Origin of the sequence: Methylocystis echinoides, assembly GCF_040687965.1 — a bacterium.
In the GTDB taxonomy this organism is placed as follows: domain Bacteria; phylum Pseudomonadota; class Alphaproteobacteria; order Rhizobiales; family Beijerinckiaceae; genus Methylocystis; species Methylocystis echinoides_A.
Genome location: NZ_CP156084.1, coordinates 1,796,397 through 1,819,903, shown reverse-complemented (window position 1 = coordinate 1,819,903; position 23,507 = coordinate 1,796,397). Strand labels below are relative to the sequence as shown.

At 66.4% G+C, this 23,507-nt stretch carries 22 protein-coding genes; 18 read left to right on the top strand and 4 right to left on the bottom strand.

Going from position 1 to position 23,507, the window contains the following annotated elements; all coding sequences use genetic code 11:
* Positions 1–300 precede the first annotated feature (300 nt).
* The 6 genes from RVU70_RS08810 (at position 301) to RVU70_RS08785 (ending at position 4,551) form a co-directional block, all read left to right on the top strand.
* Entirely contained in the window at positions 301–999 is a 699-nt protein-coding gene (locus RVU70_RS08810; RefSeq protein WP_363351038.1) for a response regulator transcription factor, read from the top strand.
* A 12-nt stretch (positions 1,000–1,011) separates the two neighbouring features.
* Positions 1,012–2,907, top strand: coding sequence for a stimulus-sensing domain-containing protein (locus tag RVU70_RS08805; protein ID WP_363351036.1), 1,896 nt, complete (start codon positions 1,012–1,014; stop codon positions 2,905–2,907).
* Positions 2,907–3,383 carry an HPr kinase/phosphatase C-terminal domain-containing protein gene (locus RVU70_RS08800; RefSeq protein WP_363351034.1) on the top strand — a complete coding sequence of 159 codons (477 nt, stop codon included), beginning with the start codon at positions 2,907–2,909 and terminating at the stop codon, positions 3,381–3,383. The genes RVU70_RS08805 and RVU70_RS08800 overlap by 1 nt, the downstream gene beginning before the upstream one ends.
* A gap of 195 nt (positions 3,384–3,578) precedes the next feature.
* Positions 3,579–3,980, top strand: a complete 402-nt coding sequence (locus RVU70_RS08795; protein WP_363351032.1) for a PTS sugar transporter subunit IIA — start codon at positions 3,579–3,581, stop codon at positions 3,978–3,980.
* Between the two features lie 7 nt (positions 3,981–3,987).
* Complete coding sequence (locus RVU70_RS08790) at positions 3,988–4,290, top strand: HPr family phosphocarrier protein (protein ID WP_363351030.1); 303 nt, start codon at positions 3,988–3,990, stop codon at positions 4,288–4,290.
* A gap of 156 nt (positions 4,291–4,446) precedes the next feature.
* Positions 4,447–4,551, top strand: coding sequence for a TMEM175 family protein (locus RVU70_RS08785; protein ID WP_363351280.1), 105 nt, complete (start codon positions 4,447–4,449; stop codon positions 4,549–4,551).
* Between the two features lie 119 nt (positions 4,552–4,670).
* On the opposite strand, the gene RVU70_RS08780 is transcribed toward RVU70_RS08785, so the two are convergent.
* The 3 genes from RVU70_RS08780 to RVU70_RS08770 are packed head-to-tail and all read right to left on the bottom strand — an operon-like array spanning position 4,671 to position 8,465.
* A complete protein-coding gene (locus RVU70_RS08780; RefSeq protein ID WP_363351028.1) occupies positions 4,671–6,902 on the bottom strand; it encodes a xanthine dehydrogenase family protein molybdopterin-binding subunit in 2,232 nt (743 codons plus the stop codon).
* Positions 6,903–6,909: 7 nt separating this feature from the next.
* Positions 6,910–7,926 (bottom strand): xanthine dehydrogenase family protein subunit M, encoded by a 1,017-nt coding sequence (locus RVU70_RS08775; protein WP_363351026.1) that lies wholly within the window; start codon positions 7,924–7,926, stop codon positions 6,910–6,912.
* Positions 7,923–8,465, bottom strand: a complete 543-nt coding sequence (locus RVU70_RS08770) for a (2Fe-2S)-binding protein (protein ID WP_363351024.1) — start codon at positions 8,463–8,465, stop codon at positions 7,923–7,925. The genes RVU70_RS08775 and RVU70_RS08770 overlap by 4 nt, the downstream gene beginning before the upstream one ends.
* A 175-nt stretch (positions 8,466–8,640) precedes the next feature.
* Here RVU70_RS08770 and RVU70_RS08765 point away from each other — a divergent pair, with 175 nt between their 5' ends.
* The 5 genes from RVU70_RS08765 (at position 8,641) to smbP (ending at position 13,945) form a co-directional block, all read left to right on the top strand.
* A complete protein-coding gene (locus RVU70_RS08765; RefSeq protein ID WP_363351022.1) occupies positions 8,641–10,458 on the top strand; it encodes a glucan ABC transporter ATP-binding protein/ permease in 1,818 nt (605 codons plus the stop codon).
* A gap of 109 nt (positions 10,459–10,567) precedes the next feature.
* The gene (locus RVU70_RS08760; RefSeq protein WP_363351020.1) at positions 10,568–11,743 is read left to right on the top strand and encodes a hypothetical protein; all 1,176 of its coding nucleotides are present in this window, start codon (positions 10,568–10,570) and stop codon (positions 11,741–11,743) included.
* Between the two features lie 114 nt (positions 11,744–11,857).
* A complete protein-coding gene (locus tag RVU70_RS08755) occupies positions 11,858–12,124 on the top strand; it encodes a hypothetical protein (protein WP_363351018.1) in 267 nt (88 codons plus the stop codon).
* 180 nt (positions 12,125–12,304) lie between these two features.
* The gene (locus RVU70_RS08750; protein ID WP_363351016.1) at positions 12,305–13,525 is read left to right on the top strand and encodes a cytochrome c peroxidase; all 1,221 of its coding nucleotides are present in this window, start codon (positions 12,305–12,307) and stop codon (positions 13,523–13,525) included.
* Between the two features lie 84 nt (positions 13,526–13,609).
* Complete coding sequence (gene smbP, locus RVU70_RS08745; protein WP_363351014.1) at positions 13,610–13,945, top strand: small metal-binding protein SmbP; 336 nt, start codon at positions 13,610–13,612, stop codon at positions 13,943–13,945.
* A 23-nt stretch (positions 13,946–13,968) separates the two neighbouring features.
* Here smbP and murI read toward each other — a convergent pair whose 3' ends face one another.
* A complete protein-coding gene (gene murI / locus RVU70_RS08740) occupies positions 13,969–14,769 on the bottom strand; it encodes a glutamate racemase (RefSeq protein WP_363351012.1) in 801 nt (266 codons plus the stop codon).
* A 155-nt stretch (positions 14,770–14,924) separates the two neighbouring features.
* Between murI and RVU70_RS08735 the strand changes: the two genes are divergently transcribed.
* The 7 genes from RVU70_RS08735 to truB all read left to right on the top strand — a co-directional run bounded on the left by RVU70_RS08735 (position 14,925) and on the right by truB (position 23,504).
* Positions 14,925–15,965 (top strand): linear amide C-N hydrolase, encoded by a 1,041-nt coding sequence (locus tag RVU70_RS08735; RefSeq protein ID WP_363351010.1) that lies wholly within the window; start codon positions 14,925–14,927, stop codon positions 15,963–15,965.
* Positions 15,966–16,294: 329 nt separating this feature from the next.
* On the top strand, positions 16,295–17,062 hold the full coding sequence (gene rimP / locus RVU70_RS08730) for a ribosome maturation factor RimP (RefSeq protein WP_363351008.1): 768 nt from the start codon (positions 16,295–16,297) through the stop codon (positions 17,060–17,062).
* A gap of 3 nt (positions 17,063–17,065) precedes the next feature.
* Positions 17,066–18,664: a transcription termination factor NusA gene (gene nusA / locus RVU70_RS08725; RefSeq protein WP_363351006.1), complete on the top strand. Its 1,599-nt coding sequence runs from the start codon at positions 17,066–17,068 to the stop codon at positions 18,662–18,664.
* 4 nt (positions 18,665–18,668) lie between these two features.
* Complete coding sequence (locus RVU70_RS08720) at positions 18,669–19,415, top strand: RNA-binding protein (protein WP_363351004.1); 747 nt, start codon at positions 18,669–18,671, stop codon at positions 19,413–19,415.
* A complete protein-coding gene (gene infB / locus RVU70_RS08715; RefSeq protein WP_363351002.1) occupies positions 19,408–22,011 on the top strand; it encodes a translation initiation factor IF-2 in 2,604 nt (867 codons plus the stop codon). The genes RVU70_RS08720 and infB overlap by 8 nt, the downstream gene beginning before the upstream one ends.
* A gap of 161 nt (positions 22,012–22,172) precedes the next feature.
* Positions 22,173–22,595, top strand: coding sequence for a 30S ribosome-binding factor RbfA (rbfA, locus tag RVU70_RS08710; protein WP_363351000.1), 423 nt, complete (start codon positions 22,173–22,175; stop codon positions 22,593–22,595).
* 6 nt (positions 22,596–22,601) lie between these two features.
* The gene (truB, locus tag RVU70_RS08705) at positions 22,602–23,504 is read left to right on the top strand and encodes a tRNA pseudouridine(55) synthase TruB (protein ID WP_363350998.1); all 903 of its coding nucleotides are present in this window, start codon (positions 22,602–22,604) and stop codon (positions 23,502–23,504) included.
* Positions 23,505–23,507 lie beyond the last annotated feature (3 nt).

Below are 23,507 nucleotides of genomic sequence, written 5' to 3'. Positions count from 1 at the left end.
ATTCCTGTCTCAAAGCGGCATCGGGGTCGCAATAGCGGCCGAATGTGTATATAAGAGAGGCATGAGGCTGTCGCAGGCAGGCATGCCTCTTTGATGCGCATCAGGCGTTCTTGGCCGCTTGAAGGGCCACATTTCAGCCGCGATGGGCCGGGACTTTACGGGCGACGGAGGCCCGAAAGTCGTCGGGCGACATAACAGGCCTCGCGCCCGGATCGGGGCTTCCTCCGGGCGCTTCGAGGGCAAAAATGTTCCGCGGGTCGCCAGCCGCGCCTATCGCCGCCAACAAAGCAAAGGGTGATCATGCCGACCATCGCTCTCGTCGACGACGATCGCAACATTTTGACCTCGGTCTCCATCGCGCTCGAGGGCGAAGGCTACCGCGTGCAGACCTACACCGACGGCGCTCAGGCGCTCGACGGATTGCGCGCCAATCCGCCGGATCTCGCGATCTTCGACATCAAGATGCCGCGCATGGACGGGATGGAGCTTCTGCGCCGTCTGCGGCAAAAATCCGATATTCCAGTGATTTTCCTCACCTCCAAGGACGAGGAAATCGACGAATTGTTCGGCCTGAAGATGGGCGCGGACGACTTCATCCATAAGCCCTTCTCCCAGCGCCTGCTGGTGGAGCGCGTCAAGGCGATCCTCCGCCGCGCCAACCCCAAGGAGGCGGCCGCCCAGAAGGAAACGGAAGCCAAGGTCCTGGAGCGCGGCGCGCTGGTGATGGACCCCGAACGCCACACCTGCACCTGGCGGGGCGACCCGGTCGTGCTGACCGTGACCGAATTCCTGATCCTCCAGTCGCTCGCCCAGCGTCCCGGCGTGGTGAAGAGCCGCAACGCCCTCATGGACGCCGCTTATGACGACCAGGTCTATGTCGACGACCGCACCATCGACAGCCACATCAAGCGGCTGCGCAAGAAGTTCAAGGTCGTCGACTCGGATTTCGAGATGATCGAGACGCTTTACGGCGTCGGCTACCGATTCAAGGAAACGTAACGGCCTTTGCCCATGGGCGCATCCGAGAGCGGCGAATTGCTGGCGGAGGACGCGGCGGAGGCTCCCGTCGCCGACGCGGCGGCGGCGCGCGTCGTCGACGCCCCCGTCCGGCCGTCGTCGCGGCGGACGCGGCCGCTCGGCGTGCGCCTGCGCCGGCTGTTGCATACCGCGCAGTCGCATCTCTCGTCGTCGCTGACGCGCCGCATCGTCGTCCTCAATCTCGGCGGCCTCGTCGCCTTGCTCGGCGGCTTTCTCTATCTCAACCAGTTTCGCGAAGGCCTGATCGACGCGCGGGTGCAGAGCCTGCAGACTCAGGGCGAGATCATTGCGGCCGCCGTGGCGGCCTCCGCGACCGTCGACACCGACGCCATCACGATCGACCCCGAAAAGCTTCTGAAGCTTGCGCCGGGTGAAAGCGCCAGCGCCGGAGAGGACCAGCTGGCGCTCGAATTTTCGTTGAACCCCGAGCGCGTTGGACCGCTTCTGCGCCGGCTCGTCTCGCCGACGCGGCTGCGCGCGCGCATCTATGACCGCGACGGCTATCTGCTGCTCGACTCGCGCTCGGTCTCGGGGCGCACGAATATTCTGCGCTTCGACCTGCCGCCGGCGGGCCAGGGCGCGACCATCGACGCCTCGTCCTTTCTGCAGAAGACGCTGGACGCGATGCGCCGATTGACGCGCCGGCCGGAGCTGCCGCTCTACGAAGACATCGGCATGGGCAACGGCAAGACCTATCCAGAGGTCGAGAGCGCGCTCGAGGGCCGGGCGCATTCCGTCGTGCGCGCCAACGCCAAGGGCGAAACCATCATATCCGTCGCCGTGCCCGTGCAGCGGTTTCGCTCCGTGCGCGGGGCGCTGCTGCTCTCCACCATGGGCGGCGACATCGACGCCGTCATCGCCACCGAACGCTGGGGGATCATCCGCATCTTCCTCGTCTCGGCCGGCGTGATGCTGCTGCTGTCGCTCTTCTTCACCAACACCATCACCGAACCCATGCGCCGCCTTGCGGAGGCCGCGGAGCGGGTGCGCCGAGGCGCAAAGTCGCGCCACGAAATTCCGGATTTTTCCGATCGGCCCGACGAGATCGGGCATCTTTCGGCGGCGTTGCGCGACATGACGACGGCGCTTTACAACCGCATCGAAGCGATCGAACATTTCGCCGCCGACGTGGCGCATGAACTAAAGAATCCGCTTACCTCCCTGCGCAGCGCCGTCGAGACCCTGCCAATCGCCAAGACGGACTCCGCGCGCGACCGGCTGCTCGCCATCATCAAGCATGACGTCGGCCGGCTGGACCGTCTCATCAGCGACATCTCCGACGCCTCGCGCCTCGACGCCGAACTGGCCCGCGCCGACATGCAGGACGTCGATCTCTCCAGGGCGCTCATCACGGTGGTGGAGATCGCCCGCGCCGTCGAGCGCGGCGACGGCGTGGGCGTCGAGCTGACCATCCGCCATTCTTCCAATGAGGCGCCGCGGTCGCGCTGGCGCGTGCTGGGCAATGACTCACGCCTTGGCCAGGTGTTCAACAATCTCATCGACAACGCCCGCTCCTTCTCCAAACCGGGGGACAAAGTGCGCGTCTCGCTCTGGCCGGAGCGCGCCAAGGGACCGGGCGGCGCCGCCCTTGAAGGCTATGAGATCATCGTCGACGACGACGGGCCGGGCATCCCGGCAGGCGCCTTCGAGCGCATTTTCGAGCGCTTCTACACCGACCGGCCCGAACAGGGCTTCGGCCAGAATTCGGGCCTCGGTCTCGCCATATCCCGGCAGATCATCGAGGCGCACGGCGGCCGCATACGCGCGCTCAATCGCACCCTCGCCCATCCCGACGGCGCCGACGAGCCGGAGCCCGGCGACACGGTTCTGGGGGCGCGGTTCGTCGTCTGGCTCCCGTCGGCGCGATGATGGCGCAAGCGCCAGGCGCCCCTCCCCCCGCCGCCTATCTCCACGCCAATGCGCTGGCGCTCGGCGAAAAGGGGCTGCTGCTGCGCGGCCCCTCGGGCGCTGGCAAGAGCGCCCTCACCCTCGCCCTGATTGCGCGGATTGAGGCGTCGGGCGCCTTTGCGCGGCTCGTCGGGGACGACCGGGTGCGGGTCGAGTCGCACGGCGGGCGGCTCGTCGCGCGGCCGCATCCGGCCATCGCCGGGCTGATCGAGGTTAGAGGCATCGGCCCTGTCCGAGTTCCCTTCGAGAAGGCCTGCCGCCTCAGCGCCCTTGTCGACGTCGGCCGTCCCGGCGAGACGCCGGCGCGCTTCCCCGAAGAGGCTGAAAAAAAAGTCGTGCTGCAGGGCGTCGCCCTGCCGCGCCTTTACGTCCAAGGCTGCGACGACGCCGCTCTTGCGCGAATCGTCGTTTTCCTTCAAAGCGTTGACACAAATTGAAGCGTTGTCGCGCTTTTTGCTTGCCAATTTCGCGGCGACGCACAAAATGTCGGCCCTGGCGAGCGCCCGATAAAATAGGCATGGGCGGGTCGGCTCAGCTTGTATATGCTGCCGTCGGGGGCGAAAAGCCGCGGCGGGATGAGCAACAGAACCGCTTCGCGCAGCGCGAGACGTCTTCATGAGTGGTAGGGTCTGATGATCGGAATGGTCTTGGTGACCCATGGCCACCTCGCCACGGAGTTTCGCTCCGCGCTCGAACACGTCGTCGGGCCGCAGAAGCAGCTTGTCTCCATTTCCATCGGACCAGAAGACGACATGGAGCGCCGCCGGGCCGACATTCTCGAAGCGATCCACAAGGCCGACAGCGGCGACGGCGTGGTGCTGCTCACCGACATGTTCGGCGGCACCCCTTCCAATCTGGCCATTTCGGTGATGAACGGCGGCAAGGTCGAAGTTCTCGCCGGGGTGAATCTGCCGATGCTGATCAAGTTGGCGTCGGTGCGGGATACGGCTACGCTCGAGCAGGCGGTGCTCCAGGCTCAGGACGCCGGGCGAAAGTATGTCTATATCGCCAGCCGCGTTCTCAACCCGAAGTGATTTCACGATGACCGAAGCGCAGGAGCGGGGGGCCGACACGGCCGTTTCCCGCGAACTTCCGATTATCAATCGCAAGGGCCTGCACGCCCGCGCCACCGCCAAATTCGTCCAGTGCTGCGAGAAGTTCGACGCCGAGATCACCGTCGCCAAGGACGGCGAGACGGTCGGCGGCAGCTCGATCATGGGCATTCTGACGCTGGGCGCCGGCCAGGGCTCGACGATCACCGTGACCGCCAGCGGCCCCCAGGCCAGAGAAGCGCTCGACGCCCTCGACGCGCTCGTCGCCAATCGCTTCGGCGAAGACGAATAAGTCGAATCCCGCCGGCCGCTTCAATTGGGTTTGGGGTCATCTCTTATCGGCTTGGGACGGCTGCGCCGCTCTCCGCGCAAGCGAGAACCCGATGGGAACGAACAGGCTGGAAGCCGTCAGTGACGGCGTCTCGGCGATCGTCATCACCATCATGCGCTGGAGCTGAAAGTTCCGAACGGAGAAGACGTCAGGGCGCTCGTTGCGCTGTGGCCGGCGTTTTCGAGCTACGCGCTCAGCTTCATCTACATCGGCGTTTACTGAAACAATCATGATCACCTATTGAAAGCCGCACGGGTGAACGGCGCCGCGTTATGGGATCCGCGCATCGAAAAGCAGGTCGAGACGGCCGAGGGCGAGAAGTAGCGCCGCGCGCGAGAGCTTCAAAGCCGCAGTTTATCTAGCGTGATCGGCAAGTCGCGCACGCGCTTTCCCGTCGCGTTATAGACCGCGTTGGCGATCGCGGCGGCGACGCCGACAACGCCAATCTCGCCGACGCCCTTGATCCCGAGCGGATTGGCGTCATGCGCTTCCTCTACGAAGATGACGTCTATGTCGCGGATATCGGCGTTCACCGGCACGTGATACTCGGCGATGTTGGCGTTCATGATGCGGCCAAATCTGTGATCGATCAGCGTCTCCTCGTGCAACGCCATGCCGATCCCCCAGACTACGCTGCCGGATATCTGGCTCTTCGCGGTCTTCGCGTTCAAGATGCGCCCGGCGGCGATCGCGCTGACGACCCGCGTGACGCGGATGACGCCAAGCTGCTCGTCGACTCTCACCTCCACAAAAATCGCCGAGTGCGTGTTATGCGCGCGCGCCGCGTCATCGCGGGGCTCGGTGGCTTTTTCCTGCTCGACGCGGTCGACGCCGCTGTGGCGCATGATGTCAGCGATCAGGGCCGAATGCGACGGCTCGCCCGTCGTCACGAGCTTGCCGTCGACCAGCGCAACCTCGCTGTCCGCCGCCGTCGCAAATGGCGAGTCCGGCATCCGCTTCGCAAGCCGCAACAGTTCCGCGCGGATGGCGCCCGCCGTCGTCGCAATGCCGTTCGCCACCGAGGCGGCGATCCACGAACCGCCCTCGACAGGCGATTGGGGGAGGCTCGAATCCCCGAGCTTCACGCTGACGCTGTCGAGAGGCGACCCAAGCATGTCGGCCGCGACCTGCGCCATGATGGTATAGGTTCCGGTGCCGATGTCGGAGGTTGCGCAGGCGACTTCTGCATGGCCGTTCGCGCCGAGCGCGATGCGCACGGCGATTGGCATCTGCAGCGCCTCCCACATGCCGGTCGCCATGCCCCAGCCGATCAGCTCGCCGTCGTCCCGCATCGAACGCGGTTCCCGATTGCGCTTCTCCCAGCCAAAGGCTTCGGCCCCCTGGCGGTAGCATTCGCGCAGCGCCTTGCTGCTGAACGGTCGATCGTTATTCTGATCGCGATCGGAGTAGCACCGCAAACGCAGCTCGAGCGGATCGATCTCGAGCGCGACGGCAAGTTCGTCCATGGCGGATTCGAGCGCGAATAACGCCGTCGGCGCGCTGGGCGCGCGCATGTCGCAAGGGGTCGGAAGATCCAGCCGCGCGAGCCGATGCGCGTATTTCGCATTCGCGCATTTGTACAGCAGGCCCGACCAGGCTGTTTCTTGCCGGTAGAAATCCTCGTATGTCGAGGTGATCGTCAGCGCGTCATGGGCGATGGCGGCGAGAGTTCCGTCGGCGTTTGCGCCCAGCTCGACGCTTTGGCGCATGGCGGGGCGGTAGCCCAGCACATACATTTGTTGTCGCGTCAACGCGACCCGGACCGACCGTCGCAGCGCGCGCGCCGCGAGGACCGCCAGCATGACCTGAAACTGCGGGCGCAGGCCCGAGCCGAACGCGCCGCCCACGAAGGGCGAGACGACGCGCAAGTCTTCCGGCCGCATCTCGAACACCTTGCACAAGTATTGCTGGACGTTCTGGACGCCTTGCGTCTTGTCATAGACGGTGAGCCTGCCGTCGCCCTCATAGACGACTGTCGAGGCGAAAAGCTCCATCGGATTATGATGCTCGATCGGGACAAAGTAGTCCCCGGCGTGGCGGGTCGTCGCAGCGGCGAGCGCCTCGTCGGGCCGACCGCGGGTCTTTGGCGGGGTGAACTGCGCGTCTTGCGACGAGTCCGACGGCGCCTTTAGGGGAATGGCGGCCGCGAGGTCGCGAAACATATCGGTCCGATGCGGCTCGCTTTCATAGTCCACCACGATCAATGAAGCCGCAAAGCGCGCGATCTCGGACGTTTCGGCGACGACGAGCGCGATCGGCTGGCGATCGAACATGATCCGGTCGTCGAAGAGCGGCCGGAACGGCGCGCCCTCAGGCGACGTGGCGTCTTTATAGGCCTCGTCGTCGTCCGGCAGGGGCGGCCGGTTTTCGTGCGTGAAGACCTCGATGACGCCGGCGACGCGCAAGGCGGCTTCGCAATCGATGCGCAGGATGCGGCCCTTGGCGATCGTCGACGTCGCCACGCCGCCGTAGGCCAGCCCCGGCGCGTCGAATTCCGCCGCATATTTTGCAGCCCCCGTCACTTTAGCGAAGCCGTCGACACGGGATGTGGGGGCGCCGATGTAACGGGTCATGGCGTGCTCAGCTGATTCTCTTGGACGACTGCGATTGCGGCGCGCCGCGTGCGGCCTGGGTCAGCGCGCGCAGGATGCAACGGCGCGCGAGATCGAGCTTGAAGTCGTTGCGCCCGTAGCCTTTGGCGCCGCGCAGCAGCACGTCCGCCGCGCGCGCGAAGACGGCCGCGTCGGCGGGTTGGCCCCGCAGGGCCCTTTCGGCTTCCGGATCGCGCCAGGGCTTGTGGGCGACGCCGCCCAGCGCCATACGTCCCTCCACGACGACGCCGCCGTCGAGTTCGAGCCCGACCGCCACCGAGACCAATGCGAAGGCGTAGGAGAGCCGGTCGCGGATTTTAAGATAAGTGTAGTGCGTCGGGAAGCCTTTCGGCGGCAACTCTACGCCGGTGATGATCTCGCCTGGCTCGAGGGTCGAGTCGCGCTCCGGCGCATCGCCCGGCAGGCGGTGGAAATCGGCGAACGGGATCGCCCGGTCTCCAGAGAGCCTCGCGACGTGCACAGTCGCCTCCAACAGCGCGAGCGCCACGCACATGTCGGATGGGTGCGTGGCGATGCAGGCGTCGCTGGCGCCGAGAATCGCATGCATGCGATTTTGCCCGCCGATCGCCGAACAGCCGCTTCCCGGCGCGCGCTTGTTGCAGGGCGTCGCCGTGTCGTAGAAATAATGGCAGCGCGTGCGTTGCAGGAGGTTGCCGCCCGTCGACGCCATATTGCGCAATTGCTGCGACGCGCCGGACAGGATGGCGCTGGCGAGGACCGGATAGCGTTGCTCGATGAGCGGATGGCAGGCGAGATCGGCGTTGGGGACGAGCGCGCCGATCCGCAGGCCCCCGCCGGGCGTGTTCTCGACCTGCTTCAACGGCAGCCGCGTAATGTCGATGACGGTCGTCGGTCGTTCGACGTCCATCTTCATGAGATCGATGAGATTGGTGCCGCCTGCGACGAATTTCGCGGTTGGATCTGCGGCGATCAACCGGATGGCGTCCGCGACATCGGCCGAGCGCGCGTAGCGGAAGGGGATCACGATCGCCTCATCACGTCTTCGATCGCCGCGACGATATGGGGATAGGCGCCGCAGCGGCAGATATTGCCGCTCATCAGTTCGCGAATGTCGTCGGCGGTCTTGGCCCTGCCCTCCGCGAGCAACCCCACGGCCGAGCAGATCTGTCCGGGCGTACAGTAGCCGCATTGAAAAGCGTCATGGTCGATGAAGGCCTGCTGCACGGGATGCAGTGCGCCATTCGTCGCAAGACCCTCGATCGTCGTGACCTCCGCCCCGTCGAGCATCACCGCGAAAGTGAGGCAGGAATTGATGCGCCGCCCGTCGACCAGCACGGTGCAGGCGCCGCACTGGCCCTGATCGCAGCCCTTCTTCGTTCCGGTGAGATCGAGATGCTCGCGCAACAGATCGAGCAACGACGTGCGGGGATCGAGCGTGACCGAGTAGGGCAAGCCATTGACGTTCAGACGCACCGGGACGCCGCCCGTCGCGGCGGGGCGCGCCGCGGCGGGCGGCGGCGCATCGACCTGCTGCAAATCAGAGGACACGCCCTCGACCGGCATTGGCGTTCCTTTCGAAGCTTCATCTATGTGGCGAAAGAACCGGGTTCCGCCTTAAAACGTGGCCGCATCGTAACCATCCGGGCCCGGCGAAGTTCCGCGGCGTCCGCAAAGTTCTTGCGCGGCGCCGCCTACGCCTGTAAGCGCCTTTCGTCGGGCGCAACGGCGGACAAGAGCGATGTCGGTCCTCAAGATCTATGGGCGGGTTCTCGGCCTCTTGCGCCCGCAGGCGCGGCTGTCGCTCATTCTCGTCGCCGCCAATCTCTCTCTCGCCATCGCACAATTCGCCGAGCCGACGCTGTTCGGGCGGATCATCGACCGGATGACCCAAGCCCAGGCGCCGGGACAGACCCTGACCTGGAGCGATCTTCTGCCGCTGCTTCTGGCGTGGGCGGGCTTCGGGCTGTTTTCGATCGGCGGCGCCATTCTCGTCAGCCTCAACGCCGACCGCCTCGCCCATCGACGCCGGCTCGCGGTTCTGTCGGATTATTTCGAGCATGTGCTCAATCTGCCGCTGACCTACCACACCGGCGTCCATTCCGGACGGCTGCTGAGGACGATGCTCGAAGGGTCTTCGGCCATGTTCGGCCTGTGGCTGTCCTTCTTTCGCGAGAACTGCGCCTCCTTCGTCGCGCTCTTCATTCTCTTGCCGGCGACGCTCCTTCTCAATTGGCGATTGGGCGGCTTGCTGATGCTGCTCGTCGCCGTCTTTTATGTCGCGACGAGCTATGTGCTGCGCCGCACCGAGGCCCTGCAGGGCGCGGTCGAGCGCCACAACTCCTCTCTCGCCGAACGCGCCTCCGACGCGCTCGGCAATATCCCCGTCGTTCAGAGCTTCACGCGCATCGAGAGCGAATCCCATGCGCTCAAGCGCATCATCGATGATCTGCTCGCCGCGCAAATGCCGGTCTTGTCCTGGTGGGCGCTCGTCGCGGTCGCGAGCCGCGCCTCGGCGACGCTGACCATCCTGTCGATCTTCCTGCTCGGGACCTGGCTGCATCTCCATGGCCAGGCGTCGATCGGCGAGATCGTCACCTTCACCAATTTCGCCACCATGCTCATCGGCCGGCTGGAGCAGGTCGTCGGCTTCGTCAATGTGCTGTTTCAGCAGTCAGCGAAGATCGCCGAGTTCTTCGCCGTGCTCGATACGCAGCCGTCCGTCGCCGACCGGCCCGACGCGCGCGACGCCGGCCGCCTCGCGGGAGCGGTCGCCTTCGAGAACGTCACTTATTCGTATGACGGGCGCCGCAAGGCCGTGAAGAACGTGAGCTTCAAGGCCAAGCCCGGCCAGACCATCGCGCTCGTCGGCGCGACGGGGTCGGGCAAGTCGACCACGCTCGGCCTGCTGCATCGCGTCTTCGACCCGGACGAGGGCGCCGTGACGATCGACGGCGTCGACATCCGCGCTTTCACGCTGGTGTCGCTTCGTCGCAACATCGGCGTCGTGTTTCAGGAGCCGATGCTTTTCGCCCGCACCATCGAAGAGAATTTGCGCATCGGCGACCCCGACGCGACCGACGCCGACATTGCGCGGGCGCTGGAGCTGGCGCAGGCCTCCGATTTCGTCCTGCGCCAGAGCGACGGCCGCGAGACGCTCGTCGGCGAGCGCGGCCGCTCGCTCTCGGGCGGCGAACGCCAGCGCCTCTCCATCGCCCGCGCTTTGCTCAAGGACCCGCCGATCCTCGTCTTCGACGAAGCGACCTCCGCCCTCGACGCCACGACCGAGCGCCAGATCCAGAAGGCGCTGGAGGCGGCGACCCGGGGCCGCACCACTTTCGTCATCGCCCATCGCCTCGCCACCGTGCGCAACGCCGATCACATTCTGGTCTTCGATCAGGGCGAGATCGTCGAAGCCGGCTCCTTCGACGCCCTCGTCGCCAAAGGCGGCCGCTTCGCGACGCTGGCGGCGGCGCAATTCATGACCGAGCCCACGACGCCGGCGGCGGGTCTCGAAGGGCTGATCGAGCCGACGGCGCCGCAGGCGCGGGCGGGTTGATCCAGCCCCAGGCCTTGCCAAGCGCCAGCGATGGCGGGAGACTGCATAAGCTCTGACTGGCCGGCAGGTCTGGACGCCCGCCCGCCTGCGGCGGCGAGGAAACGACGCGATGGCGACTCTCGCGGAAGTCCAACTGCAGCGCCTCAAGGCCGAGCGTCCGCCGACCTTCCCGTCGAATGCGAGCGGCGCCGACCGGGTTCAGGCGCTCGCCGCCGTGCTTCGACCCAATCTGCCCGAGAATTTCCGGGCGCGGATCGACAGCGGATCCGTCGCAATCGGCGAAGTGGGCCGGCCTGACCCCGACGCGGAAACGGTGCGCTTCGAGGACGGCAGCAACGCCATCATCGTCACGAGCGGGATGATGCACTTCGTTTATGCAGTGACGCGCGCGATGAGCGGCGTGGCGACGTTCACCAGCAATGGCGCTCCGACGACGCCCCAGGCCAAATCCGTCGAAGAGGCGGTCGCGCTCATTGCGGACGTATTCAAAATGTGGCGGCGCCATTGCCAACCGACGCTGATCGACCTCTGGCGCAAGAAGGGGCCGATCGAACATGCGCGCTTCCCGGTTGCGCCGCAGATACTCGCGATCGCCGAGGATCTGGCCTCCTCGGCCGAACTGTTCATGATCGCGCACGAATTGGCGCACGCCTGTTTCAATCTGGGCCTCACCAAACCGCGTCTCGCCAATGAGGAGACGAGCGCGGACATGCTCGGGCTGGGCTTCTACGCCCAGCCGGCGAGCCAGCTTGTCGGGGTCAGAACCGCCTTTGCCGGCGCCGTGCTGGCGGTGAGGATCATCGCCGCGCTGGAACGCTCTGGCGCACGCTTCTCGGCCGCCTATCCGCCTTGCGGCGCGCGCGTCCAAAACATGCTGCAGGAACTCCGCGCCTTCAGCCCCAGCCAGCAATTCTACGACGAAGCGTCGACGATCTTGGTCGCTCATCTCGACATGATGGACGACGTCGACCGTCGGCTGGGGAAGCCTGACCAACCCCGGCTCGACCGGCTCTGGCAGGCGCGTGTCAGGATGATCGCCGTGCTGCAGGAGATCGGCTGCGGCCGACAGGCGCCCGGCCGGTTTCCTGAGATGTGGGAGTTGACCCAAAGGGATCTGACGGCCGCGGAACAGACCGAACTCGCCGCGACTCTGGTGCGCTACCTTGAAAAACCCGACCCCGACTGCGTGTTCCTGCCGCAAGACATGCGCGGCGCGATGCTGGGGGGCCTCGGCAAGGGGGTTGCGCTGCTGTCGGAACCGGCGCGGGCGCTCTTCGCGCTCTGATCGCTGTCCGCTGGGCCGGCGCGCAGCGGCGACGGAGCCCTTCTCTGACGCCGCTCTTGCGCGGCGCCCGTTTCCGGGGAAGAGTGAGGCATTGCTCAGCTGGGAGCGCTCCCCATGGTTTTTCTCGGATATCTCATTGCGTTTCTTGGCGTTGTGCTCATTTTCATCGGCGTCGTCGCCGCCGCGCTAAAGGTCGGCGCGGAGCGAGGCGCGGGGATGATCAAGGCCGAGGATACGCTCGCCAAGGTTCTGGGCGCCCTGCCCAAGGTGATCGAGGCGCTCGCCAAGGCGCCGAAATGGCTGGCGATGATCCTCGTGGGTCTCTTCATGGTGTGGTTTGGCTCTGCGCTCGCCTCGGGCGGCTGGCCTTTCGGCCGATAGGCTGAAAACGCCTCTGCGCAGCATTTGCCGGGCGCTGAACCTCTCGCGCTTACTGCGACAATGGGCAGCGCCTTCCCTGGAAGGAATGTAAGAAAGTCAAATTGACCTTGAGGCTTGCCGCTCCGTAAATTCGGGCTCAACCGCCGCAAGCGGCGTTTAAGGTTGAGAAATGAGCGGCTTATGCCCCAGACTGCACGCCCGGCGCGTCTCGTTTTATCGCTTGTCCTGACCCTGCTCGCCTCTAACGCCCTCGCGCTGGAAGCGCCGCAGACGGCGTCCGACGAGGCGGGGCTCACGCCGCTGGAGCGGCTGGGCAAACGCATTTTCGAGGATAAGTCGCTGTCGCGCCCGGCCGGGGTCGCCTGCGCCTCCTGTCACGACGCCGCGACCGCCTTTCAGGGCGCCAACGGCTCGCCCGTCCCCGCCGTGGCGCGCGGCTCGAAGCCCGAGTCGCTCGGCAAGCGCAATACGCCTTCGATCATGTACGCCTCCTTCGCGCCGCCCTTCGGCTTCATCGACGAAAAGAACGAAGAGACGGGCAAGGTCGAGAAGATTCCCGCGGGCGGACAGTTCCTCGACGGAAGGGCGAGCGACCTGCTCGCGCAATTCGAAGGCCCGCTGCTCGACCCCCTCGAAATGAACGCGCCTTCCAAGCGCTTCGCCGTGGAGACGATCCGCGACGGCGTCTATGCGCCGCTCGCCCGCGAGGTCTATGGCGACAAGCTCTTCGATGAGCCCGACGCCGCCTTCGAAAAGCTCGCCCAGGCCGTCGTCGCCTATGAATCGAGCCCGCGCTTCCATCCTTTCGCGTCGAAATTCGACGATTTTCTGCGCGGCAAGGCGGAATTGACGCCGCTCGAAAAGAAGGGCTTCGCGCTCTTCAAGGACCCCAAGAAAGGCAATTGCCTCGCCTGCCACGCCGGCGCGGAAGAGTCGCGCGCGCCGCAGGACTGGCTCTTCACCGACTTCACTTACGACGCGCTCGGCGGTCCGAAGAATGCGGCGATCGCCGCGACCGCGACGACGCCCGATCTCGGGCTGTGCAAGCGCCCCGGCCTCGACAAGTTCGCGCCCGCGGGCTTCGACGTCGCAAGCGTCTGCGGCGCTTTCAAAGTGCCGACCCTGCGCAATATCGCCGTCACCGGCCCCTATCTGCACAATGGCGTCTTCACGAAGCTGCGCGACGTCGTCGCCTTCTACGCGACGCGCGACACCGATCCGAAGCGCTGGTACGGCAAGGCCGAGAAATTCGACGATCTGCCGGCGGATTATCGCGGGAACGTCAATACTGACGAAGCGCCCTATGACCGCAAGCTCGGCGAGAAGCCGCGCCTCTCCGAAAAGGACATAGACGCATTGGTCGCTTTCCTGGAAACGCTGACGGACAAGCCGAAACCTTGAGTCTCGGCGGGATTGCCCGCCCTCGACCGCTGACTATCTCCCTTCTGCGAGGAGGCCGCTCGCTCGTCCGTTTGGGAGAATGACATGAATCGCAGGACTTTGATGGCGCTCATGGGCGCTGCGCTCCTGGCGCGCCCGGGCCTTTCAGTCGCTCAGGAAAACCACGTCGCCGAGGCGATCTCCCATGCGCGCGAGGCCGTCGGCCAGGGCCTCGACGGCAAGGCGGATGGGTTGACGGACCACGCCAAACAGGCGCTCGAGCACGCCGAGGCGGCGCAGAAGGAAAAATCCAACCGCCATGTCCGCGCCGGGATCGTGCATTTGAAACAGGCGATCAAGCAAGGCGAGAAGAACCGGGCGACGGCCGCCACCCGACATGCGAAAGCCGCGCTCGCGCATCTGGAGCAGGCCCCGCGCTGAGCGGCCACAGGGCCGCGCGTCGATCACCCTGCGACGAGCCCGAAGCGGGCAAGCGTCGCGCGCAGCTGCGCGTCCGGCGTCTTGCCGCTGGTGAAGACCGCGCGCGCCTGACCCGTTCCCGCGAAAGGCTCGTCGAAACCGCGCTCGCGCAGCACCTGGTCCGCGCGCCGGGCGATGGCGGGAGCCGGATCGATCCAGTCCACCGGCCAGGGCGCGAGCCGCCGAAAATCGTCGACGAGCAGCGGATAGTGCGTGCAGGCGAGAACGACCGCGTCGGTCCGCCGTCCATCCGATTGGACGAAGCAGGGCGCAATCTCCGCGGCGATGTCTTCGTCACAGACTCCCTGCCCCTGCATCTGGCTTTCGGCGATGCGCGCCAGCGTCCCCGAGCCGACGAGCGTCACGCGGCAATGCGCGGCGAATTGCGCGATGAGATTTTGCGTATAATCGCGCGCCACCGTGCCGGGCGTGCCGAGCACCGAAATGAGATGCGACCGCGAGCGCTCCGCCGCGGGTTTGATCGCCGGCACCGTGCCGACGAAGGGGAGTTGCGGCCAGTGGTCGCGCAGATCGGGAAGCACCAGCGTCGAGGCGGTGTTGCAGGCGATGACGACAAGATCGGGCGCATGGCCGGCGATGAGCGTCTCCATCACCGCCCTGACCCGCTGCACGAGATCCCCCTCCTTCCAGGAGCCATAGGGAAATCCCGCGTCGTCGGCGCAATAGACGTAATCGGCCCCCGGCCGCAGCTTGATGATCTCGGAAAAAACCGTGAGGCCCCCGAGGCCGGAGTCGAAAACGAGAATTTTGGGCGGTCGGGTCATCTGGCGTTGTGCGAAAAGGCGCGGGAATCGCGCAGGGAGGATAGGACGCGTTTTCGCGGGCAAGATCAAACGCGCGTGAAACGACTTAGGCGTGGCCATCCTCTGTGGCGGGTTGTAACAATGAACGCGCCAACCTTTCATGAATGAGGATTGTCATGAAGAAAAGCATTTTCAGCCTGCTTTTGGGAACGTCATTGGCTCTTTCCGACGTCGCGGCGCAGGCCTGCACGCGCATCGTCTACGACACCGGCGATGGGTCCTACATCGTCGGACGCACCATGGACTGGATGGTGGATCCCGCCACCGATCTCTGGGCCTTTCCGCGCGGCATGAGCCGGGACGGCTCCGCGGGGCCGGGCTCGATCAAATGGTCCGCCAAGCACGGTTCGGTGATCAGCTCCTTCTACAATCTCGCCACGGTCGATGGAATCAACGACGCCGGGCTCGTCGCCAATGTGCTCTATCTCGTCGAAGCCGATTACGGCGACGCCGCGGCCTCCAGGAAGCCGAAGCTCTCCATCGGCGCCTGGGCGCAATATGCGCTCGACAATTTCGCGACGGTCGCCGACGCGGTGACGGCGCTGAAGAAGGAGCCTTTCGTTCTCGTCGCGCCGGACCTGCCGGGGGGAAAAAAGGCCGCCGGCCATCTTTCGCTCGCCGACGCCGCCGGCGACAGCGCCATTTTCGAATATCTCGGCGGCAAGCTCGTCATTCATCACGGGCCGCAATACCGGGTCATGACCAATTCGCCGTCCTATGATCATCAGCTCGCGATCACCGCCTATTGGAATACGGTTGGCGGGCTGGAATTCCTCCCCGGCACGGCGCGCGCCTCCGACCGTTTTGCGCGCGTCAGCTGGAATCTTTACGCCGCGCCGAAGGAAAAGGACCCGCGGCTCGCAACCGCCACCGTCTTCTCGCTGATCCGCGCCGTCTCCGTCCCGCTCGGCATCAGCGACCCCAAAGAGCCCAATATCGCCTCGACGATCTGGCGCACGGTCTCGGACTCCAGGGCCAAGCGCTATTATTTCGAATCGTCGTACAGCCCGTCGATCTTCTGGGTCGATCTCGACAAGCTGAAGCTCGACGCCGGCGCGAAGCCCATGAAGCTCGATCTCAAGGGGCATCCCATCCTCGCCGACGAGGTGTCGGATAAATTCGCGCCCGCCGAGCCCTTCAAATTCATCGGGCAGTGACAGGCTAAAGGGGAAAGGGTCGCGGCCGCGAGACTGAGGCGCAGGTCGGGGATGAGGCATAAGCGTCTAATTAAAGGAATAAAAAGCCCCTCATGCCGAGGAGCCGCCGAAGGCGGCGTTTCGAAGCGCGAGGGGCGATGGCGCGTTCTTCTGGGGCCTGCGCCGCGACCCTACGTCGCCGCTTTTCCTTGCCCTCCCCCGCCCCTCTGGTGTATAAGGCGTCAAATTCCATCTCATAACGATCATCCAGGGTGGTCGCCGTTGAGAGTGGGGCCCCGCCGGGGACCCGCTCTTTTTTGTTTGGCTCACCCGAACCGCAGGACCGAAGCTTGACCGAAAACGCCGCCTCCATCGACGCCGCCCTGGACGAGCCCCGCCTCGTCGGCGAGACGGGCGTCGCCGCGCGCGTGGCGCATCTGGCCGAGCCGGTGCTCGCGCAGCTGGGCTTCCGCCTGGTGCGCGTCAAGCTCATGCAGCAGAACGGCCAGACCCTGCAGATCATGGCCGAGCGTCCGGACGGGACCATGACCATCGACGATTGCGAGGCGGCGAGCCAGGCTCTGTCGCCGGAACTCGACGTCGCCGACGTCATTACAAACGAATATCGGCTGGAGGTTTCCTCTCCCGGCGTCGACCGCCCGCTCGTCCGCGTTTCGGATTTCGCCCGCGCCATCGGCCATGAGGCGCGCATCGAGCTCACGCATCCGCTCGAATCCGGGCGCAAGCGCTTCCGCGGCCTCATTCGGGGCGTCGAGGGCGAAGGCCGCGGCGCCAATCTGGCGCTCGAGCGCACCGATGCGCGCTCGGATGAAGAGAAGCTCGTCGTGCTGCCGCTCGCCGACCTCGACGAAGGCAAGCTGATGCTCACCGAGGCGCTCATCCGCGAGTCGCTGCGCGCCGGCAAGCTTCAGCAGGCCGCCGAGGACGAGGAGGTCCCAGGCGAAGACGAAGCAGAACGCCCGCGCCGGGGGCCGGGCCGTTTCCGCGGTCCGCAGAAAGGCAAAGCCAAGCCGCTGGTCCCCGCCGGCGTGCAGACGCACTTCAAGAAAGGTCCGGGGCCCGCGAAGCCCCGCGCCCCCCGCTCTCAGGGAGACTGAGCCATGGCCGTCAGCGCCAACAGACTCGAGATTTTGCAGATTGCCGACGCCGTCGCGCGCGAAAAGTCGATCGACCGCAACATTGTGATCGCCTCCATGGAGGACGCGCTGCAGAAGGCGGCGCGCTCGCGCTACGGCCAGGAAACGGAGGTGCGCGCCGAGATCAATCCGCGCACCGGCGAAGTCCGCTTCTCGCGTCTCCTGCTCGTCGTCGACAAGGTCGAAAACGACGCGACGCAGATTTCGATCGAGGACGCGCGCAAGCGCAATCCGGCGGCGCTGTCCGGCGACTGGATTTCCGAAACCCTGCCGCCCTTCGACTTCGGCCGCATCGCCGCGCAATCGGCGAAGCAGATCATCGTGCAGAAGGTGCGCGAGGCGGAGCGCGACCGCCAGTATGAAGAATACAAGGACCGGATCGGCGAGATCGTCAACGGCGTGGTCAAGCGCGTCGAATACGGCAATGTGATCATCGATCTCGGCCGCGGCGAGGGCGTCATCCGCCGCGACGAGATGATCCCGCGCGAAATGTTCCGCCCCGGCGATCGCGTGCGCGCCTATGTCTACGACGTGCGCCGCGAGCAGCGCGGCCCCCAGATCTTCCTGTCGCGCACCCATCCGCAGTTCATGGCGAAACTGTTCAGGCAGGAAGTGCCGGAAATCTACGACGGCGTGATCGAGGTGAAGTCGGTCGCCCGCGATCCGGGCTCGCGCGCCAAGATCGCCGTCATCTCGCGCGATTCCTCCATCGACCCCGTCGGCGCCTGCGTCGGCATGCGCGGGTCGCGCGTGCAGGCGGTCGTGCAGGAACTGCAGGGCGAACGCATCGACATCATCCCCTGGTCGGCGGACGCCGCGACCTTCATCGTCAACGCGCTGCAGCCCGCTGAAGTGGTGAAGGTGGTTTTGGACGAAGACTCCTCCCGCATCGAAGTGGTGGTGCCGGACGATCAGCTGTCGCTCGCCATCGGCCGGCGCGGCCAGAACGTGCGTCTGGCCTCGCAGCTTACCGGCTGGGACATCGACATTCTGACGGAGGCCGAGGAATCCGAACGCCGTCAGCGCGAATTCGAGGAGCGCACCCGCGTCTTCATGAGCGCGATCGACGTCGACGAGGTCGTGGGCCGCCTGCTGGCCTCGGAAGGCTTCCGCTCCGTCGAGGAGCTCGCCTATGTCGAGCTACCGGAACTCGCCTCGATCGAAGGCTTCGACGAGGAGACCGCCGGCGAGATTCAGGCCCGCGCCCGCAATTATCTCGAGCGGCTCGAGGCGGAGAACGAAGCGCGCCGCGTGGCGCTCGGCGTTTCCGACGAATTGCGCGAGATCGAAGGCCTCACCAGCGCCATGATGGTCAAGCTGGGCGAGAACGACGTGAAGACCATCGAGGATTTCGCCGGCTGCGTGCCCGACGATCTCGTCGGATGGACCGAAAAGAAGGATGGCGAGACCACCAAGCACGCGGGCTTTTTCGACGGGATCGACCTGTCGCGGGAAGAGGCCGAGGCGATGATCATGGCCGCGCGCGTGCGCGCCGGCTGGATCGAGGCGCCGGAGGCCGAGGAATCCGAAGCGGCCGAAGCGACCGCGGCGGAGGGCGAATAGGACGGTGACGGCCGTGGCGGCGAATGAGCGCGAGAGCGAGCGGACCTGCATCGTCACGCGGCGGCGCGAGCCGCCGGAGGGGCTGATCCGCTTCGTGCGCGGCCCCGACGGCGTCGTCGCGCCGGATATTCGCGCTCGTCTGCCCGGCCGCGGCGTCTGGGTCGGCGCCCGGGCGGCGCTCGTCGCCGAGGCGGCAAAAAAGCGCATGTTCGCGCGCGGACTGAAGGAGCAGGTGGAGACGCCGCCCGAACTCGTCCAGGACGTGGACCGGCTGCTCGAGGCCGATTGTCTGCAGATGCTCGCCCTGGCCAATAAGGCGGGCGTGGTGACCGCGGGTTTCAACAAGGTCGAGGATTTATTGGCGAAAGGCGGGGCCGCGATTCTGGTTGAAGCGGCGGACGGCGGCGCCGACGGCAAGCGCAAGCTGCGTCAGGGCGCGCGCCGGGCGAGCGCGGGAAAACAGGAAAACGATGGCGTTTTGCCCATCGTCGGCTTATTTACCTCGAGCCAATTGGATTTGGCTTTAGGGCGCACAAATGTGATACATGCTGCGCTCGCCCCCGGCGGGCCGAGCGCGGGTTTTCTGGCGCGCTGCCGCCGACTGGCGGCTTACCGGGGCGTGGCGCTCGACGGCGCGCCCCTTGTGGCGCAGGCGATGCGGGATGGGCAGCCGGACGCCGAGGGGCGTGCGGACGAGGCGATGAATTCAAGCGGGTCGGAAGCGGCCGAGGATCGGAAGCTGGATGAGTGAGAGCGAGAATAGCGACAAAACCCTGACCGTCGCGCCGTCGAAGACGCTGCATCTGAAGCAGCGGCCGGCCGGCGAGCAGGGCACGGTGCGCCAGAGCTTCTCCCATGGCCGCCAGAAGGTGGTCGTGGTCGAGAAGGTCAAGCGCCGCGCGCCTGGCCATGAAGCGCCCAAGGCTGCGACTGCGCCCGCCCAGCCGGCGTCGCCCGCCGTCGCGCCGCCTTCGCCCGCTCCGAGGCCTGAACGTCCCGCGCCAGCGCCGCGCAGCGGCTCCGGCGTCGTGTTGCGCGCGCTGACCGACGAAGAGCGCGAGGCCCGCGCCCGCGCGCTGGTCGACGCCCGCTCCCGCGAGGAGGAAGAGCGCCGCCACGCGGAGGCCGAGGCAAGGGTTCGCGCCGAACGCGAGGAGCGCGAGCGCGCCGAACGCGTCGCCGCCGAAGCGCGCAAGCGCGAGGAAGAGGATCGCCTCGCACGCGAAGCCGAATCGAAACGCAAGGCCGAGGAAGAAGCGCGCCGCCGCCTGCCGCAGGAGCCAAGCGTTCCGAGCCCGGCCGCCGCCGCCAGGCCCGCGGCCGCGCCCCCCAGAGCCGCCGGGCCAGCTGGCCGCGCGCCGCAGGCCGAGGGGCCGGCCAAACGGCCGCCCGTGCGCACCATCGGCGCGCCGCCCGCGCCGCCGCGCCCCACGCCCCCGCGCGCCGGCGAGATGAAGAATCGCGGCCGTCTCACCGTCACCACCGCGACGAGCGACGAGGGTGAGGAGCGCACGCGTTCCGTCGCCTCCTTCAAGCGCCGCCAGCAGCGCCTTTTCCGCGGCCAGGTGGAGCAGAAGGAAAAGATTTCACGCGAGGTCGTGCTGCCCGAGACGATTACGATCCAGGAACTCGCCAACCGCATGTCGGAGCGCGCCGTCGACGTCATCCGCCTGCTGATGAAGCAGGGCGAGATGCACAAGATCAACGACGTCATCGACGCCGACACGGCGCAGCTCGTCGCCGAGGAGATGGGCCACACGGTCAAGCGCGTCGCCGAGTCGGACGTCGAGGAGGGCCTGTTCGATACGCCCGACGTCGAGGGCGATCTCGAGCCGCGTCCGCCGGTCGTCACCATTATGGGCCACGTCGACCACGGCAAGACCTCGCTGCTCGACGCGATCCGCCAGGCCAATGTCGTGGCCGGCGAAGCGGGCGGCATCACCCAGCACATCGGCGCCTATCAGGTGACCTCGCCCGGCGGACAGCCGATCACCTTCATCGACACGCCCGGCCACGCGGCCTTCACCGCCATGCGCGCCCGCGGCGCCAAGGTGACGGACATCGTCGTTCTGGTCGTCGCGGCCGACGACGGCGTCATGCCGCAGACGATCGAGGCGATCAATCACGCCCGCGCCGCGGGCGTGCCGCTGATCGTTGCGATCAACAAGATCGACAAGCCGGACGCCAAGCCCGAGCGCGTGCGCACGGAGCTGCTGCAATACGAGGTGCAGGTCGAAAGCATGGGCGGCGAGACGCTCGAAGTCGACGTCTCCGCCAAGCAGAAGACCAATCTCGACAAGCTGCTCGACGCCATCTCGCTGCAGGCCGAAGTGCTCGACCTCAAGGCCAACGCCGACCGCGCCGCCGAGGGCACGGTGATCGAGGCGCGCCTCGACAAGGGCCGCGGCCCGGTCGCCACAATGCTGGTCCAGCGTGGCACGCTGCATGTCGGCGACATCATCGTCGCGGGCACGCAATGGGGCCGCGTCCGCGCGCTCCTGGACGACAAGGGCGCGACGCGGCAGGAGGCGGGACCGAGCTTCCCCGTCGAGATTCTCGGCTTCAACGGCACGCCCGAGGCGGGCGACCGCGTCGCGGTCGTCGAGTCCGAGGCGCGCGCCCGCGAGATCACCGAATATCGCGAGCGCCTGAAGCGCGACAAGCTCGCCGCCCGCGGCGGTTCGGCGCGCGGCACGCTCTCGGACATGATGAGCCAGCTCAAGACCGCGGGCCGCAAGGAGTTCCCGCTCGTCATCAAGGGCGACGTTCAGGGCTCGGTCGAGGCGATCGCCGCGGCGCTGGAGAAGCTCGGGACGGACGAAGTCGGCGCCCGCGTGGTGCACGCCGGCGTCGGCGGCATCTCGGAATCCGATATTGCGCTGGCCGAAGCCTCGCATGCGGCGGTCATCGGCTTCAACGTGCGCGCCCATAAGGAAGCGCGCGAGGCGGCCGAACGCGCCGGCATCGAGATCCGCTATTACAACATCATCTACAATCTCGTGGATGACGTGAAGGCGGCCATGTCGGGCCTGCTCGCGCCGACGTTGCGCGAGACCATGCTCGGCAATGCGCAGATCCTCGAGGTCTTCGACATTTCCAAGGTCGGCAAGGTCGCAGGCTGCCGCGTCACCGACGGCACGGTCGAGCGCGGCGCGAATGTCCGCCTCATCCGCGACAATGTCGTGGTGCACGAGGGCAAGCTCTCGACGCTCAAGCGCTTCAAGGACGAGGTCAAGGAGGTCGTCGCCGGCCAGGAATGCGGCATGGCCTTCGAGAACTACCAGGACATGCGCGCGGGCGACGTCATCGAGTGCTACCGCGTCGAGGAAATCAAGCGGACGCTTTGACCCCCGCTTCCTTGCGTCTTGGCCGGGCTCGTCCCGGCCAGCGACGCCGGGCGGCGGGAAGCTGCGAGCGCCGATGCGGCGCCTCTCGAGTTTGAACCATCGAAACGGGAACGCCCGCGTCGAGCGCGGGCGCGACGTGTTGCCAACAGCGTAGTTGCCTTATGTCTCGATCCCATCATTCAGCCGGCTCCGCGCCGTCGCAGCGCATGTTGCGGGTCGGCGAACTCGTGCGCCACGCCGTCGCGCAGCTGCTGTCGCGCGGCGACGTCAGCGATCCGGTGCTGGACAAGCATGTCGTCACCGTCTCGCGGGTGAAGATGAGCCCCGACCTCAAACTCGCGACCATCTATGTGATGCCGCTCGGCGGCAAAGACGAGCCGGATGTGTTGGCGGCGCTCGACCGCCACAAGAAATTTCTGCGCGGCGAGATCGCGCATGAAGTCAATCTCAAATTCGCGCCGGAAATCCGTTTCCGCATCGACGACAGTTTCGACACGGTCTCGCGCATCGACGCGATCCTCACTTCCGAACGCGTGAAGCGCGACCTCGAAGCCGAGGATGACGACGCGCCGGACAACGCCTGAGAGACAATGAGTCAGAAAAAATCCAATCGCGCCGTCGTCGACGGCTGGGTGGTGCTCGACAAGCCTGTCGGGATGACCTCGACCCAGGCCGTCTCTCGCCTCAAGCGCATCTACAACGCCCAGAAGGCCGGCCACGCCGGCACGCTCGATCCGCTCGCGTCTGGCATTCTGCCGGTCGCCTTCGGCGAAGCGACCAAGACCGTGCCCTTCGTTCAGGACGGCGAAAAGGCCTATCGCTTCACCGTGCGCTGGGGCGCCGAAACCAATACGGACGATTCCGACGGCGAGATCGCGCGCGTGAGCGAGAAGCGGCCTGAGCGCGCCGACATCGAGCGGCTGCTGCCGCAGTTCATCGGCGACATCCTGCAGACGCCGCCGCAGTTCTCGGCGATCAAGATCGCCGGCGAACGCGCCTATGACCTCGCCCGCGGCGGCGCGCAGGTGGAGTTGAAGGCGCGCGCAGTGACCATCCATGCGCTGACGATCGAGTCGTTTTCTCCCGAGGAGACGGTCTTCGTCATGGAATGCGGCAAGGGCGCTTATGTGCGCGCCATCGCCCGCGATCTCGGCCGACTGCTGACGTGCTACGGCCACGTCACCGCGTTGAGGCGCACGCGGGTCGGGCCCTTTCTGGAAGAGGACTCCTTCACGCTCGACGAAATCGAGACGCAGGGCATGGCCGCCGACGCGCTGCTTTCGGTCGAGGCGGGCCTGTCGGAACTGCCTTGCGTCGTCGTCGATCGCGACACGGCCGCACGCCTGCGGCGCGGCGGCTCGGTGATCCTGCGCGGCCGCGACGCGCCGCACGGGGGCGTGGTCTACGCCGCCTGCGGCGGCGCGCCCGTCGCCTTCGGCGAAGTCGTCGAGGGCGCGCTCGTTCCCTCGCGCGTCTTCAACCTGCCGTTCTGAACC